The sequence below is a fragment of the Microvirga sp. P5_D2 genome, from assembly GCF_054049475.1.
On record NZ_JBFUMH010000018.1, the window covers coordinates 19,628 to 33,476 of the forward strand.

The 13,849-nt window shown below is 61.0% G+C and carries 14 protein-coding genes; 8 read left to right on the forward strand and 6 right to left on the reverse strand.

The genetic code is table 11. The features are described 5' to 3' along the window. Window positions 1-56: 56 nt before the first annotated feature. From ACXJKO_RS08155 to ACXJKO_RS08165, 3 genes are all read right to left on the reverse strand, one after another. Window positions 57-419: a DUF6634 family protein gene (locus ACXJKO_RS08155; RefSeq protein WP_457090587.1), complete on the reverse strand. Its 363-nt coding sequence runs from the start codon at window positions 417-419 to the stop codon at window positions 57-59. Further along, entirely contained in the window at window positions 416-739 is a 324-nt protein-coding gene (locus ACXJKO_RS08160) for a hypothetical protein (protein WP_457090588.1), read from the reverse strand. Before ACXJKO_RS08160 ends, ACXJKO_RS08155 begins: the two co-directional genes overlap by 4 nt. 166 nt (window positions 740-905) lie before the next feature. Further along, on the reverse strand, window positions 906-2,516 hold the full coding sequence (locus ACXJKO_RS08165; RefSeq protein ID WP_457090589.1) for a hypothetical protein: 1,611 nt from the start codon (window positions 2,514-2,516) through the stop codon (window positions 906-908). A gap of 968 nt (window positions 2,517-3,484) precedes the next feature. On the opposite strand from ACXJKO_RS08165, the gene ACXJKO_RS08170 reads away from it, so the two are divergent. The 5 genes from ACXJKO_RS08170 to ACXJKO_RS08190 all read left to right on the forward strand — a co-directional run bounded on the left by ACXJKO_RS08170 (window position 3,485) and on the right by ACXJKO_RS08190 (window position 7,063). Then, on the forward strand, window positions 3,485-3,868 hold the full coding sequence (locus ACXJKO_RS08170) for a hypothetical protein (protein WP_457090590.1): 384 nt from the start codon (window positions 3,485-3,487) through the stop codon (window positions 3,866-3,868). Between the two features lie 119 nt (window positions 3,869-3,987). Then, window positions 3,988-4,320 carry a hypothetical protein gene (locus ACXJKO_RS08175; RefSeq protein ID WP_457090591.1) on the forward strand — a complete coding sequence of 111 codons (333 nt, stop codon included), beginning with the start codon at window positions 3,988-3,990 and terminating at the stop codon, window positions 4,318-4,320. 538 nt (window positions 4,321-4,858) lie between these two features. Then, window positions 4,859-5,068 (forward strand): hypothetical protein, encoded by a 210-nt coding sequence (locus ACXJKO_RS08180; RefSeq protein WP_457090592.1) that lies wholly within the window; start codon window positions 4,859-4,861, stop codon window positions 5,066-5,068. Window positions 5,069-5,216: 148 nt separating this feature from the next. Next, window positions 5,217-5,702 (forward strand): DUF4262 domain-containing protein, encoded by a 486-nt coding sequence (locus tag ACXJKO_RS08185; protein ID WP_457090593.1) that lies wholly within the window; start codon window positions 5,217-5,219, stop codon window positions 5,700-5,702. Between the two features lie 542 nt (window positions 5,703-6,244). Beyond that, on the forward strand, window positions 6,245-7,063 hold the full coding sequence (locus ACXJKO_RS08190; RefSeq protein WP_457090594.1) for a hypothetical protein: 819 nt from the start codon (window positions 6,245-6,247) through the stop codon (window positions 7,061-7,063). Between the two features lie 823 nt (window positions 7,064-7,886). Here the strand turns inward: ACXJKO_RS08190 and ACXJKO_RS08195 are convergent. Continuing rightward, window positions 7,887-8,816, reverse strand: coding sequence for a hypothetical protein (locus ACXJKO_RS08195; RefSeq protein ID WP_457090595.1), 930 nt, complete (start codon window positions 8,814-8,816; stop codon window positions 7,887-7,889). Between the two features lie 92 nt (window positions 8,817-8,908). Beyond that, window positions 8,909-9,646: a hypothetical protein gene (locus tag ACXJKO_RS08200; RefSeq protein WP_457090596.1), complete on the reverse strand. Its 738-nt coding sequence runs from the start codon at window positions 9,644-9,646 to the stop codon at window positions 8,909-8,911. 349 nt (window positions 9,647-9,995) lie between these two features. Here ACXJKO_RS08200 and ACXJKO_RS08205 point away from each other — a divergent pair, with 349 nt between their 5' ends. The 3 genes from ACXJKO_RS08205 (at window position 9,996) to ACXJKO_RS08215 (ending at window position 13,354) form a co-directional block, all read left to right on the forward strand. Then, the gene (locus ACXJKO_RS08205) at window positions 9,996-10,451 is read left to right on the forward strand and encodes a hypothetical protein (RefSeq protein WP_457090597.1); all 456 of its coding nucleotides are present in this window, start codon (window positions 9,996-9,998) and stop codon (window positions 10,449-10,451) included. 193 nt (window positions 10,452-10,644) lie between these two features. Beyond that, entirely contained in the window at window positions 10,645-12,645 is a 2,001-nt protein-coding gene (locus tag ACXJKO_RS08210; RefSeq protein ID WP_457090598.1) for a DNA cytosine methyltransferase, read from the forward strand. A 100-nt stretch (window positions 12,646-12,745) separates the two neighbouring features. After that, entirely contained in the window at window positions 12,746-13,354 is a 609-nt protein-coding gene (locus ACXJKO_RS08215; RefSeq protein ID WP_457090599.1) for a hypothetical protein, read from the forward strand. A 69-nt stretch (window positions 13,355-13,423) separates the two neighbouring features. Here ACXJKO_RS08215 and ACXJKO_RS08220 read toward each other — a convergent pair whose 3' ends face one another. Continuing rightward, on the reverse strand, window positions 13,424-13,696 hold the full coding sequence (locus ACXJKO_RS08220) for a hypothetical protein (RefSeq protein WP_457090600.1): 273 nt from the start codon (window positions 13,694-13,696) through the stop codon (window positions 13,424-13,426). Window positions 13,697-13,849: the final 153 nt, after the last annotated feature.

Consider the following 13,849-nt stretch of genomic DNA (forward strand, 5'->3'; position numbering starts at 1 on the left):
GCCGGACGAAGGCGCCCGGCGTCAGATGTGTTGGGTGATGGGTCGTATTGAGGGCATCAGTGGGTGTTCCTGAAGATGTTCTGGTACTCGAACGTCTCGTCCCCGAGGCGATACCATCTGCTCAAAGTACGTGCGAATCCCCGCGTCCGGTCGAGCACCCAAAGTCCGCTCGTGACCGTGACCCTTCCGCGTCCACCGATTCCCGCGGGATGGCCGGACACCGTGCCGGACAGGCACAGGTCCTGGCGCAGCGCGTAGTCCCATCCGTGGATGACGGGCGCATCTGCGTGGTCGCCCATCCTCGGCGGACCATCGATGAGGAGCGCACGCAGGTCGCGGGCGAGGGATTCGAGGCGCTCGGCCTCGCGCTCAACGGCTGCGCGGTCGAAGCGGCCGTGTTCATCGATCCTGATGGTCATCGGCGGGCCTCCTTCGCGAGCGGGATGCGCGACCGGTCGCGAAGACGGACGAGACCATCCGGTGTCTGCGCCCAAGTGCGGCAGCGGCCGATGGACCAGACGTCGAGGATAAGGATGCCACCCCATTCATCCACGCCGATGAGGCGGGGCCCCGGGGCGACAGACCAGTGCGTGAGGATCGGGGCGAGCGCCATCTCGACGGGGTCCGGCTCTGCGTCGTCGAGACCCAAGAAGACGAGGTCGGCGATGAGGCTTGCTTCGTGGAGCTCTGAGAGGTCGAGAAGGCGGCGCCGATGGGGTCGAGTGTGGCCGTTGGTCAAAGCAGAAGTCCTTCCAGGCATACGGTTCCACCCGCCTTCATGGCGGGCGATCTGACATCAGGTCAGCGTATGCAGGCGGCTTTCTTCATGACGGCTCCTTCAACGACCGAAGAGATAGAGAGTCCGACGACTGGCGTCAACCGACACTCGGGGAAGATCCCACAGGTCAGAACGGGCACTCGGCTGAAACCGGGCGCTGCGCTGCGACGGCCGTGCAGATCGTCCGCGCCTTCTCCACGTCGTCGGCGAGAACGGCGCTGGCGAGGTTGTAGAGGGTACGGCGGCTGTCCTCCACGGTCATCCTCGGGATCAGCCGCAGGGCATGCCGCAGGCCATTGCCCTCGTCGGGCACCTGCTCCGACACCCAGGTCCAGATCGTGAACTCGGGCTCGCACCAGGCGTCACGCCAGTGCGGGAAGAAATCGTCGTTGAAACGCTTCTTCAGGCCCTCAAGGATCTGTGTTGCGTCCTGGTGTGCAAGCTCCCGACGGCGCTCCTCCCGGGAGACCGGAGGCTTCTGAGCAACCACCACTTCGGGTGCCAGGGATTCGATCCTGCGGAGGAACCGGCCGGTGCGGTCCGAGCGTTGCGCCCAGGCGAAGAAGGCCTCGTCTGTGCCGACGTTCTCAATGACCTGAAGCAAGGACTCGCCGTGGAGGTCGTCCTCGGTCGGCGCCCTCCCGTCATGCCGGAGCACGCCGTCGAGGGCCTCATCGAGAGCAGCCCGCCAGGCGTCGGACAGGGCCACGGCCGTGTGCCTGCGCTCGAGGAACTGGATCGTCCGGGCGACGGCCCCGGGCGACGGAATCTGGCTGGCCGAGAGGACAAGATCGTGCTCGCGGACTCTCCGCACCTCCTCGGCCGTCATCGACCCGGACACGAGCGTCGCGAGCTTGGGTGTCTCCGGCGTGATGTGGAACCGAAGGAGAGCGATCGGGCGACGGCCGCGTCCTGAGGCCTCGGCGAGGACTTCCTCCACACGGACGGAGAAGCGGCGGACATGGGCTTCCATGTCCCAACGGATCGGGTCGAGACAGAAGCGGCGGAAGTCTGCGTACCGGAACTTGCCGGACCACTTGAAGCCGAGTTCCCGGGCGAGCTGCTGCGGGGCGATCTCCCACGGCTTCAGCAGTTCCTTGTCATAGCCGGCGCGCAAGGCCAGCCGCTGGTAGAGTCGGACAGTGTACCGGCACCGGAAATGAGCGAAGGCGCGCAACTCCAGTTTGCCGTACGACCGGGACTCCAGCATGAGCCTACGGATGTGGGGGGGGATCGTATAGGAGACAGTCGCGGCGCCGTCCAGCAAGGATTCGCGCACTTCCGCGAGGACCAGCGGCACCGTCCCGCGGGAGCGGAACTCGTCGTTCCGGACGTCGTACTTCACGAGCGTTTTCGACAGGCGGTGAAGCCCGGCCACGAGGTCGTCAGTGCGGACGGTCCTCGTCTCGCCATGCTTCTTCTTCGACGGCACCTCAAGGTAGGACTTCACGATGCTGAAAGGAATCTCGTGGGACTCGAGGTTCAGGCCACAGTGCCGCGCCCAGGTCAGGAGCAGCTCGTAGATGGCGGCGTCACTGGCGGTCAGGTAGTCGTCGCCGACGATCCGCATCGTCTCGATCATCTGCCGGGGCTTTGTGACCTCGGGCTCCTGCCGGTCCATCTCGTCGTGAGACTTCAGCGCCTCGAGCAGGTCCGCCGCACGCACGCGATGCGGCGGGAGCGGGTCGCCTGCCCGCTTCGTCACTCTGATCCATGCCCCCAGCCGCTGCACCGTCATCCCGGTCCCCCGATCAAAGTGAGGTGCCGTTCCGACCTCTCACCTAATCATGGTGTGTCCGTCCGCGCGAACAGCGCAAGGGGGCTCGGACACGCAGTCAGGTTTTCTCACTTTATTTGGGAGACCAACGATTTCAGGCCCTTGCGATTTCGGTGAGAGGCTGACCGTATGCTCGCGCAATTGCAGCCCGTGGTGCCCGGGAGATGGGCCGATGAGGTTTTCTCACGTTTGAATCCAGTTACCGGCCTTCTCCGGCATGGGGACGTCAACAGATTACAGCAGGGATACTCTGTCAAAGAAGGATTCCGTCCGTGACGTCGAGGACTTGGCATCACCGTCGGGAAGACGCCCGGAATGCCGACGGGAAGGCTCCGATGAGGTTTTCTCACATTTATTTTCCGGCTAACCCGTTGGAGCGTATGGCCGTGTCAACGGAATCCTACCGGGATATACTGAGAAAGAAGCTTCCTCTCGTGCGTTTGTACGAAGGATCGGGCTGGGGCGCTCCGCGCATGGGCTCAGGTCGAGCAGGTCAGAAGGACCCGTGTCAGTCCTGCCCTTGCGGAGCAGGTACGAATAGATCCCTCCCGCGGATGTCTGGTAGTTTCCCAYGAAAAGCCAGCATCCGACAAGGGAGCGTCCCTCGGCCGTGATGAAAGGCCCAACCGCTGCCCGCCGGTCATCGGAGCGTCGCGAGATGCCCCAGTGGTGCCGAAGACCTCGTGACAGGTCCCACGCATTCAAGATCGACACGTCGATTGTGAGACATGATACAGGCCCGACCCCGGTGGACCGCACGGTTGAATCAATCGACGCGTCGATTTCGAACTGGCCCTGGCTTCCCGCCAGCGAAAAGCAAAATCGACACGTCGATTTTTCTTGTCTCAAGCTCGTCGACGGCTCACCGTTCAACCTGAACGGAGAGGCAAGCGATGGCAGACTCAAGGGAAATCGACGCTGGAGAGCTGATGCGGCTCTACAAGGACCTCAAGAACCTGGCCGCGGAAGGTAAGGACGGTAAAGCCCTCCGGCACATGACGGCCGACGAGCTGAGGGCCTACAAGACCACGTCAAAGCGCCGGAGCCGTGAGCGTCAGCGCGTGGCTGTCGCGAAGGGTTCGCCGGAGCCGTCGGCGGACAACGTGCGGCTGGCGCTGGCGGACGCTGCACTGCTGATCCTCGCCGCAAATGGGCCGGGATCCGACGCGATCATGCGCGTCCTGAGCATCGCCTTCGCCGGCCGCGCCGGGGTTCCGGGGAGGGTCCGCGCGGACGCCCAAAAGGGCAAGCTCCGGCCGAGGATGATCGTCATCGATCCTCCGGCGTCCGACGAGGATGACGAGGCATCGTAGACCGCGACCAAAGTCGGCGGAACTCGGGGCGACGTCCATGGGCGTCGGCTTCTTCATGACGGAGTTCCTTGCATCGCCGCCATCCACCATCACCGAGTGACGGATAAAAGGAGGCGGCAATGGCAGGGAGACCAGCGACTACGGGATCGGCAGCCCACCGGGCGCGGCAAGTCCGGTATCGTGAGCGACTGCGCGTGGAGCGAAACCCGGAAGCAGACGACGTCCAGCGCGAAGTCTTCCGCACCCTGCGCGCGGCCGTCGTAAACCTGCGCCGGGGACGGGGCTTCTCTGGCGCGCAGTACCGGGCACACGTTGAAACCTTCATTCAGGGACTCCTCGAGAAGTCTCTCGAAGGACTCGAGCAGAGGGGCTTCGACCGGGGGCGGGCACGACGCCGTCTGGCCGTCGCCCTGATCCCCCCCTACCCCGGCAAGCAGAGGCCTGTTGGCTAACAAGCAGCGGAGAGACGCATCTCTCCGCATTACTTCAACCTTCACCCGGCGATCGCCGAGTGCCGCCTCCAGCCATTCAGCCCCAGATCTTTCAGCCGCCGGCCTGAGCTTCGTCCATCTTGGAGATCATTGATCAGCACCGTTACGTCGTCGACACCAGACGCCAGGGATTGTGGCGGCCTAACTGCGCACGAGTTCTCCGATCATGGGAGCGCCAGTCGCGGTGCGATCTACGAGTTCACCTCTGGACCCGGAACCCTCATCGGACCGGCCGGCAAGAGGAAGCGGAGAATTGTGCCCATCCACGACCTCGGAGCGCTGACAACCCTGCTCGTCTTCGCGAGAAATCAGCCTCAGGGAGCAGGTACCGGAGCTGCGCAGGTCGCTCCGCACCCTCCAGCGCTACGCATCGACCGGGAAATACGGGCTGGAACCGCCAGATGTTGTCATCGAGCGGCTGAAAGATTTCGTCCGGTATCAGGCATGTGAGGCTCTCAAGGGCGCAGATTGTAGCGTCCGGTATTGGGACTATGATGGCATGACGGAGGTGAAGGTGGAGTTCGAGGCCTTTCGGTACGACCCCGACGATAAGATTGACATAGCATCTGTCGCGGTCGCCGCCCAGCCGCTGGCTCCCCGCCCCTCGCTTGATGGCAAGCCGGCCTATCGTCGTCCTACATTCATCCTGAGCCCTGAGGAGAAAGCTCTTCGCGAGGCCGAGAAGAGCCGCATCGGCGAGCAGGTCTGACGGTGGACTGACATCCGCCGTGCAGCCGGCCCGGAGCGTAACGGGGCCTACCGCTGCTATAGGGGGGCAAGTGTGTCTTCCTGGACTTTCGGACGGGCTCCGCGGGAAGGACTCAGATGTCATACCCCCCGGCAACCTGGGATGACGCATGGCAGGCAGAAACAGCTTCGAGGACTACATCAGACGTGCGCGCAAGATCATTCGGCAGCATGGATGGATGGTACAAGGCGTCCTTCCGGATGCGCACCAGACCTCCTACAGCTACTCGGTCGGCCTCTCAGAATCCTTTGGGCATCCCGAGATCTTCATCGTCGGACTTCACCCGGAACAAGCACGCGGCATCATCAACGCGGCCGGGACCAATGTTCGCCTTGGTCAGCGCTTCGACAGACCGTGTCTCGCTGACATGGTGATCGCCGATTACCCTGTGGCCTTCCGCCCGATCGAGCGAGCCTCTTGCGTAGAACACTCGGCAGCAGGGCGTGCTATCCTCGGCAGGGAATTCGATGGCGTGCAGCTCTTTATTCCCGATGTGAAGGGCCTCTTCCCATGGGACCCGGAATGCAATCCGAAATACGCCGCCATGCAGACGTCCCTCCTCTGCCCCGTCGGCGAGCCGCCTTCCTGTCAGTGACCGTGCAGGTCTACAGGAACCTGACTAAGAGCTGCTGGAGACTGCGCCGCGGCGGCCGGGTCATCGCTCACCTCACAGAATGACGCTCCAGGCATGCACGATGCGGGTCTGCGAAGGCAGCGCGGGCAAGATTCTGCGGGTCACCGGAACTCACCGAGTGATGTCCTGAGCATTCGGAGCCGTTTCAAGACGGCGGTCCATGTCGAGATCAGGACACGACGGAGGACCGCATCTCAGAAACCGAAAAGCTGGAGCATGCGACATGAACGGCGCTGTTTGACCTCCCAACACGTTGCGTCCGCTGTGACCTGAAGTACCGGCAACTCACCATGATGTAAAAAAAATTATGCGTGTTCGTTACGAATGCCTGAGTTGGCGTTTCGAAGCTTAAAAATTTCCGATTCAGCTCTCGGTTCGGCGTGGCGGAAATGTCACGGCAACGGGGCAGCATTGCCGCCACTGTCGAAGGCAGCTTGCAAGCCCAGACGGCTACGTGAACCCTTTCCTTTAGCCCTGAAAGCTCGAGCCATGGGAGAAGGATGATGAGGCGCAAGGGAACCATCAGCTTTGAATTTTCCGTGCACCTCGACATGGTTGGAGAGGCGGATCACATCGCCATTGCAACCGTTGTTGATGACTGGCTGGCCCTTTTCACGAGCGATGCTCCCTGGCGTCGCGAGTATGCTCAAAGAACGATCTTCGACACGCCCGACAGAGACACCTTCTCCGTTGGATTCGACACGGTGCTCAAAGACGATGCGTGGGAGCATTGGAATGCAGGCCTTGAGAAGGTCTGTCTCGAATGGCTGTCGAACCCACTGAACCAGGGCAGGCTCGAGACCAGTGTCGCCAGCGAGGTGAACCTCATCACGGCAGCCCTCCAGACCAAGGGCGCTGTCCCGGAAGGCAACTTTGTCAATGCGCTTTGGAGGGAGCTGTCTTTCTCCGCCCGACAGACCATCGGCATGACGGCATCCAAGGACAGGGTCAGATCACCGGAGCGTGCGCAGATCCGGGAGGATCTTATCCGTCTCCTCAGCGGCTTGGCCCAGGATTATCGCAAGCGCATGGACGAACATGTCAGGGCCTATGAGTGGAAACACGTCGTCCTGATCGAGCAGGGCACCGGGTTCATCTGTGCGCAGGGTGTCGACCTTTCCGAGGCCGCCGATCAGCTTCCGCTCTCCAGTGAGACGGCATACAGGCTTGAACCTGCTGCCCGCCAAACTGAAAGGGCGCCGATCTACCACGCTTTCCAGGTTCCAGAGTGCCTGCACTTTGATCGCGGGGACGCTCATCTGGTCGAGCGCTGGGGCGTGTACGAGGGCAGTTATACCGTTGTAGAGGCCAAGACCGCTTGATTCGGTCGATGCCGGCAGACCCGGATCGGAAATAAATTCCGATCCCAGCCGTCGCCCCACCGCTTGGACCGTCTGAAGCTCCTGCACTGAACTCCGGGACGCGCGTTCCGCTATCTTGTTGATCGTGCATCGGGGAGCACCACCCCCTGAATCCTTCGCGCCAACCATCAGCGGTCATGCTTTGGGGTGATCAGATCGGAACAGGGGCTCTTCACAGCAGCGATCTGTCACTGCTCAGGCCCCATCGGCTCGATTCCTGTTCATGAAATCCAGGTATTTCCGCCGGACTGACACCCGGCTGATCCAGAGTTCACGTGGCTTGCTCCGGCTCGCGGGAGATCTCCACCTTTGCGACTTCATGGTTCTGGTTGATCGATCTACCGCCTATCATAACCTCAGCATTGGCGGAGCCAAGCTGAGCATGGCACCGATAGCCTTGATTGAGCCCCCGGCATTGGGACGGAGCAGCGGCTACCGTACAAGCCCGCTTTGGCATAACAAGATGAGATCCCATTGTGCCAGTCCCTGAGCGACAGAGGCTTGAGCCCTTGCACCTCACTCTGCTAGGCTCCACGCAGGATTACGAGTCCTGTCCAGATAAGAATTATCCTGACGAAGGCAGTCAGGTTGAGTCCTCGATTACTTGGACTTGTTGATCACCAGAAACGCGGCTGGGGTGCTCGGCATCACACCTCCTGCTCCCCAACCCTATAGTCTTTGGCACACTCCGGCGAACAAGCGCTGTGCTCAAAATTCCATCAAGAGAACTCCACGTCTGCACGACGAGCCTGTCGCGGTCAATTGCCCTCGCCTCAGTTCTCTCTCATGCCCCGCAGGGTTCTCTTCGTACCACTTCCGGTCGTTCGGGAATGATGCTCACCCGTTGCGCCTTGAACAGGGAAAACTCTTTTGCGACCTGYCGGGCCTTCTTCCCGTGGCGTCTTTGATCCTCGAGACTTGCATAAGGCACAGCAGACCACGGGACTACCCCTTCTCGTTCATGGGAGCCCATATACGCGAGTGAGTGGTGCCCGAAGGCTTCGATGCTCGCAAGCACCTCTGGCAGTACAAGTCCGACGCGATCCAAAACGTCTACCAATTGAACACCGGGCTTGTTCTCCCCGGGCATGCAGAAGGCCTTCATATACGCCTTGTCTTCGTCAGTGAGGTCGGTGAAGTCGTCAGGCAAGGTCACTGCGTCACCCTCATACCACTGAATTTTCCGCCAATGTCTCTGACCCGGCAGGGTCACAATGGCTGTGTAGAGAGTCTCGTCGTCTTCAGTCAGCCCGGCCAGCATGAACAAGGCACGCAAATGAACGCCCTTTTCGATCATGAGCGCCCCTCGGGGGATGTCGAGACAGATGAAATTGCGCCGTCTTGCCTCAGTGCGGCCGCGTGCTCGGATTTCGTCCGAGATTGGCGCAGCCGCCAGACGATCGACGAGTGCGCTGTCAAGAAGCGCAACAGTCGGCTCATATCGTTCCGGCAGAATGAAGCGCGCCACAAGCACCTGCCATTTGACTTGTGATCTTAACCCGGGCGCAAAGCGTACTTGTCCAGAGAGGACATGGGTAGCAACCGTAAGATCCCACTCGGCCATGTAGCGTATTGCACCAACAGGGTCTCTCGCAGCAGCCCACAAATCCGGCATCAGACAGGGGTGAAAGTATTTAGAATACGGTAAGTTGATCAACAGGGATTGCGCCCGCAGCTGATATTGATTCACATATGCGTCAAGCCAAGTCGGCATTGCTGTGCTCCGCTTTTGAGGCTTTGCCTCTCTTCTGCATTTTCGTGGTGGCTTCCAGGGTCAGGGCGCTTCTGTCAGCCAGGGATCGCACTTCAGTCCCCGAGCCGAACGGACCAGTCCCAAGGGGTCGTCTCATCCGCGACGCGAACCGAGTACCAGCCATCGCTGTCGGCATAGATCGCATCATGCTGACCCTTGATGTGGTGGACAGCCGGATCCAGCGCGAAGAGGTGCTTGTGTCCCCGGATGAAGCTGCGTGCTCTGACGAGGTGACTGCCAGCGACCGTCGCCTCATTTCCCTCGAGCAGGTCACCCCTGGGCTTTCCGCGCTCCTTCACCAGCAGGACGTCCCCTTGGCGAATGCCTGCATCGAGCTGCTTGTCGGTGACACCCCACATCCATCGCTGCGCACCGCGAACGGCTGATTTCGCGCTGGCGCTGGCGGTTCTGACCGCTGCCCGAACACTCTGGGCCGAGACAGGGTGGCGAAAGGCAGCTCCGGTGATCTCGTTGAAGCCGACCAAGACATAATCCGTGCGGACATTCATGAATCCGTTGCGGTAGCGCCGGAAGGCATGACGGACCTGGATGACGGCAACATCCTGGACCTCATCATATCCGTACAGATCCAGATTCAGAGCGTCTCCGCGTTGCTTGGCATCAAAGGCAACGAACGTCTTGGGAAGCGCCGCCTTGTAGCGGCTGATGATTGTCTGTGGCTCAATCCTTGAGCCATCAGTGCCTTCCAAGGCCGTGATCTCGTCATAGCCTCCCCGGGTAGCAACCAACGCCCCGATCGACGTTCCGATTACGCTATTTCCAATGTGCATCTCGCAGTCTCCTTGAAGCTCTGGAATGAGCCACGATTTGTCGTCCACCCCTTGATGGTGGGCTCAAGACAAGAGTCTCTGCAAGTATTTTAGGTAGTTATTTGAGTAATTTCCTAATTTCGTGTTGCGCTCCGAAGACATATTGCAATTGCATTATTGGGAATCAGAACACAATTATCAAACTGCCTATCTTGTAAACTGATTATTCCGCAACATCGCGCCGATAAAGCTTCGACGGCCCTTTCATCTGCTTGACCACACGTACCTCGCAGCAGACGATAGTTGTGCCGCGGTCACCAGCCACAAACCGGATGGAACCGTTTCATTTCATTCTTGAGGGAACCAACACATGTCTAACCAGGCGACGTTTCAGGATCTGCGTACACGGCTCGACCTGCCCCTCCGGAAGCTGGCACCGCTCCTACGCAGACCGGTTAGCGCGCTGGGCCGGTACACCTCGACAAAGTCAGATGCTCTGGACCCGCCAGATATCGTGATCGAGCGAATGAAGGCACTGCTTCGGAGCAAGGCCTTTGATGACCTTGAAGCAGCCGGGGCCACACTCGACTACGTGGATTTCGAGCGCAGCACCTCAGTCAATGTGGAGTACATCGACTTCCGGTATGACCCCGAGAATGAGGAAGGAGGCCGTTCTGCAGCCCGGGAGAAGAACGAAGAGGCTGAGGTTAAAGAGAAGCCATGCGTACAATCGAGCCCTTCCGATGAACTCACCGTCAGGGGACGCATTCTGACGCTTCTGACTCAGCGGTACCTGCTTGAACCCCGATTGACGCTAGTTGCGTAGAGAGGCGCCCGGAAGTGATCGTGTTGGCCTTAGGGACCGGAGACCGTCCACCTCAGCCCGACCGCCGCGACAGTGGCTCGGGGAAAGCCGTCTTCGAGACGATGTTTCCTGTTCAACAGCGCAGGCCCGCGCTTGGCGGATCCGAAAAAATGGAGCATCCAGCCGATAAGACGACAAGTGGTGGACCAAGGCTTTGGATACTGAGACGACGAGCGCGGAGGATGGAGACCGGCAGGCGAAGCACCTTCGCGTGCTTCGCGACCGTATCAGACGGATCGGGAAGAAGAGCTCCTCCGACGTATTCGAGCTAGGCGCGGTTCTGGAGGAGGCCGCAGAATTGCTGCGCGGCCGCTTCGGCGTCTGGGTCGAGCACGAATGCGGGATAGAGCCGCGGACCGCCCATGGTTACCGGCGTGCGCATGCCCAGTTGGAGCAGCATAAGAACCTTCTTATCGAGAAGCGGGTTCTCCCGACCGTCATCATCAAGCTGGCCGGCGCTGAGGATGATGCGCGCACTGAGGCGATGCGCCTGATCGAATCCGGGCGGCGCCTCAAGGTGAGGGACGTTCAGTCCCTCATCAAGCACGGGACGCTGTCAGCCGGCATCTCGGCCAAGCCCTCACAGGGGAAGTCCCCGCTCAAGGGCCTGATCGGCGATGTCGCCGCCAGGGCTGAGGCGCGGTTAGCCACCCTAGTGTCCCAGCTCGATCGGCAGGATGACAAACGTGGCAAGCCAGCCAAAGCTTTGCGGCAGGAGGCAGGCACACTGGCCACAGGTCTGGCAGGTCTGCTTGATCTTATGCCTCGAAGCGAAATCGCCATAACAGACTCTTGGATACGCCTGAAGGATGCCTTAGCAGACTTCAGCAGTGTCTCTGCGGGGCGAAACGGACCATCGGCAGCCGACGCTGTGCTATCCGCATACCAAGCCCTGTATCCGAAGGATCCGGCTACGGGCCGGAGCGCTGAATCGGGGACGGCCCGTCCCCCTGCCCCAGCCACCGTCCCGGGCATATTCCGGAAACGTATCTTCGTCGATCAACCTCTGACCGCGCTCGAGGTGTGCGCGGGTGCAGGTGGTCAGGCCATCGGCATCGAGCGAGCTGGCTTCAGGCATGTCGCCCTCGTCGAGCGGGATCCGGACGCGTGCCGGACGTTGCGGGCGAACCTCCCGGGCGCGAATGTCGTCGAGCAGGATCTCCTGGCCTTCGACGCCTCCCCCTACCATGACGTCGATCTCTTCTGTGGTGGCGTCCCCTGCCAACCTTTCTCACAGGCTGGGAAGATGCGCGGCCCCGACGACGAACGCGATCTGTTCATGGAGGCGATCCGCATCATCGAGCAGACCCGGCCCCGCGCGATCCTGCTCGAGAATGTCAGAGGATTGCTCTATGAGCGGTTCGATGCCTACCGTCTCGATATTCTCGAGCAGCTCAAGCGCCTTGGCTACGATGCCCAGTGGCAGAGCCTGAATGCGTCCCACTTTGGTGTGCCTCAGGCTCGGGTACGGTCCTTCCTAGTGGGGTTCAGGGACAAAGCCATGCAGCGGTTTGTCTGGCCGATGCCCGATCCGCGCTATGTGGAAACGCCCTGGACGATTTCAGCCGCACTGTACAGCATGGTCGCGGCCCGCGACTGGAAGGGAATCGAGAAATGGGCCGAGAAGGCGCATGTCGTCGCTTCGACCATCATCGGTGGCAGCACGCGCAAGCAGGGCATGGATCTCGGTCAACGCAAATCCCAAATCGTCTGGGCGGATAAAGGCGTCAACGGCAAGACGATCGCGAACTGTGCTCCGGGACCGGACGACGATGAAGAGAACGTGACGCTCACTCTCTCCATGCTGGCCTACCTTCAAGATTTCCCAGGGGGCTGGCAGTTCCAGGGCTCTAGGCAGGCCATCTTCCGGCAGATCGCGAATGGGCTCCCGTCGACCGTTGCCCTGCACTTGGGCTGCGCCATTCGGTCAACGCTGACGGGCACCTACATTGATCCAGAGCAAGTGGTGCGGCGCTACTACAACCGCACGATCGCGGGAACTCCGATCATTCACGTCCGGCCCGTCGTAGACGCCAAGCAAGGCGCACCCGCCATCCCGCCGAAACCAGCTCGCCAGATTATGCTGCCCCCCTTGGCGGAATTGATGCGTCGTAACCCACCTCAGGAGCCGGACGGCTTTGGGTATGCCCCCTGATGAGCTGCACCTGAAGCTTTAAGGCGGCTCTCTCCCATCGGCGGTTTGAGCCATGCACCATCATCGCCGATCCTTCTGGTGTCACCAACAGGAGGAAGGAATGAGGTTTGTCACCACGATTCTCGCAATGATCAGATCAGCCGTGCAGGCGGCGCTATCCGTCACATGGCGCTGGTGTGCAAGGTCAGGCAAATGGGTCGCCAAAGCCGCTCAGGCGGCTGCATCCCTTCCGGGATCTTTGATCGGCAGCCTCTTTGGCAGCGCGCCTCTGCCCCCTGCCCCGGAACCGAGCTCGGAGGGTGTGGATGCCGTCAAGGACGCGCTCAACACTCTGGCCGATCGCCGCCGGAAGATCGATGCGCAGGATCAGATGATGCGCCGCTCAGATCCTGTTGGCGAGACCATCCATGCTTATGCGTCTGCGTCCGAGTGTGAGCGGTTGGACATGGATCTTGATGCCCTGCCAGAGCATGTGCGGGTCTGGCTTCTGACGCGCACGGAAGCCGACCTGAAACGGCTCGCCGCAGCAGGTCCGGTGAAATGCGGCCTCGTTGCCGCTGGCAAGCGGTCCGGCATTGTCGGCATCGAGCCTCCAAGCCCTGATCAGCCGATGTCACCAGAACCTGTGGTGAGAAGGCTCGATGCAGACGAGCTCTTTGCCAGGATCGCCAGAGCGAAGGGCGTCCACGGAAGAGTTCCGATGCATTAAAGCGGGATTCGTCCTCGATGCGGCAGAAGGCCCAGCGCAGTCTGGGCCTTCTGCCTTCCAGGTACTGGTTTATCGCGCGACAGCCTTCAAAGCGTCTGTCCGTTGCCTGAGGGCCCGGCGCAGACGTGCGACCTCTTCCTCAAGTTCCCCGACACGGTCGATTGCCGCCACCGCAATTTGCGACATCTGTTGAGCATCCCCGCGAGCAGAAGCCAGCGCCGTAGCCCAAGCATCCTGGATGCGCGCTTGGCGGGCTTCAGTAACTGCGCGCCCAGCACTCATGACCATGTCGGCCATCCCATAAGCCAGCAGGCCGGCAAAAGCATTTGGGTGCATCGTCATGAGGGACCTCCACAGTTGGACGGCGTTCATGAGCTCGCCTTGGGCCGGCGTCAAGGATCCCGAAGATGGCGTCCCCGGGAATTCCTTAGCGGGTTCAATGAGATCCAACGTGGCGCAGCATCATCGACCACAGCATAGCTTGGACGACTGACA

Bases quoted from the DNA above. Each gene is read 5' to 3' on its own strand.
- ACXJKO_RS08155 (WP_457090587.1), bottom strand. From the start codon at position 419: ATGACCATCAGGATCGATGAACACGGCCGCTTCGACCGCGCAGCCGTT.
- ACXJKO_RS08165 (WP_457090589.1), bottom strand. From the start codon at position 2,516: ATGACGGTGCAGCGGCTGGGGGCATGGATCAGAGTGACGAAGCGGGCA.
- ACXJKO_RS08175 (WP_457090591.1), top strand. From the start codon at position 3,988: ATGGCAGGGAGACCAGCGACTACGGGATCGGCAGCCCACCGGGCGCGG.
- ACXJKO_RS08190 (WP_457090594.1), top strand. From the start codon at position 6,245: ATGAGGCGCAAGGGAACCATCAGCTTTGAATTTTCCGTGCACCTCGAC.
- ACXJKO_RS08180 (WP_457090592.1), top strand. From the start codon at position 4,859: ATGACGGAGGTGAAGGTGGAGTTCGAGGCCTTTCGGTACGACCCCGAC.
- ACXJKO_RS08215 (WP_457090599.1), top strand. From the start codon at position 12,746: ATGAGGTTTGTCACCACGATTCTCGCAATGATCAGATCAGCCGTGCAG.
- ACXJKO_RS08200 (WP_457090596.1), bottom strand. From the start codon at position 9,646: ATGCACATTGGAAATAGCGTAATCGGAACGTCGATCGGGGCGTTGGTT.
- ACXJKO_RS08170 (WP_457090590.1), top strand. From the start codon at position 3,485: ATGCGGCTCTACAAGGACCTCAAGAACCTGGCCGCGGAAGGTAAGGAC.
- ACXJKO_RS08185 (WP_457090593.1), top strand. From the start codon at position 5,217: ATGGCAGGCAGAAACAGCTTCGAGGACTACATCAGACGTGCGCGCAAG.
- ACXJKO_RS08220 (WP_457090600.1), bottom strand. From the start codon at position 13,696: ATGACGATGCACCCAAATGCTTTTGCCGGCCTGCTGGCTTATGGGATG.
- ACXJKO_RS08205 (WP_457090597.1), top strand. From the start codon at position 9,996: ATGTCTAACCAGGCGACGTTTCAGGATCTGCGTACACGGCTCGACCTG.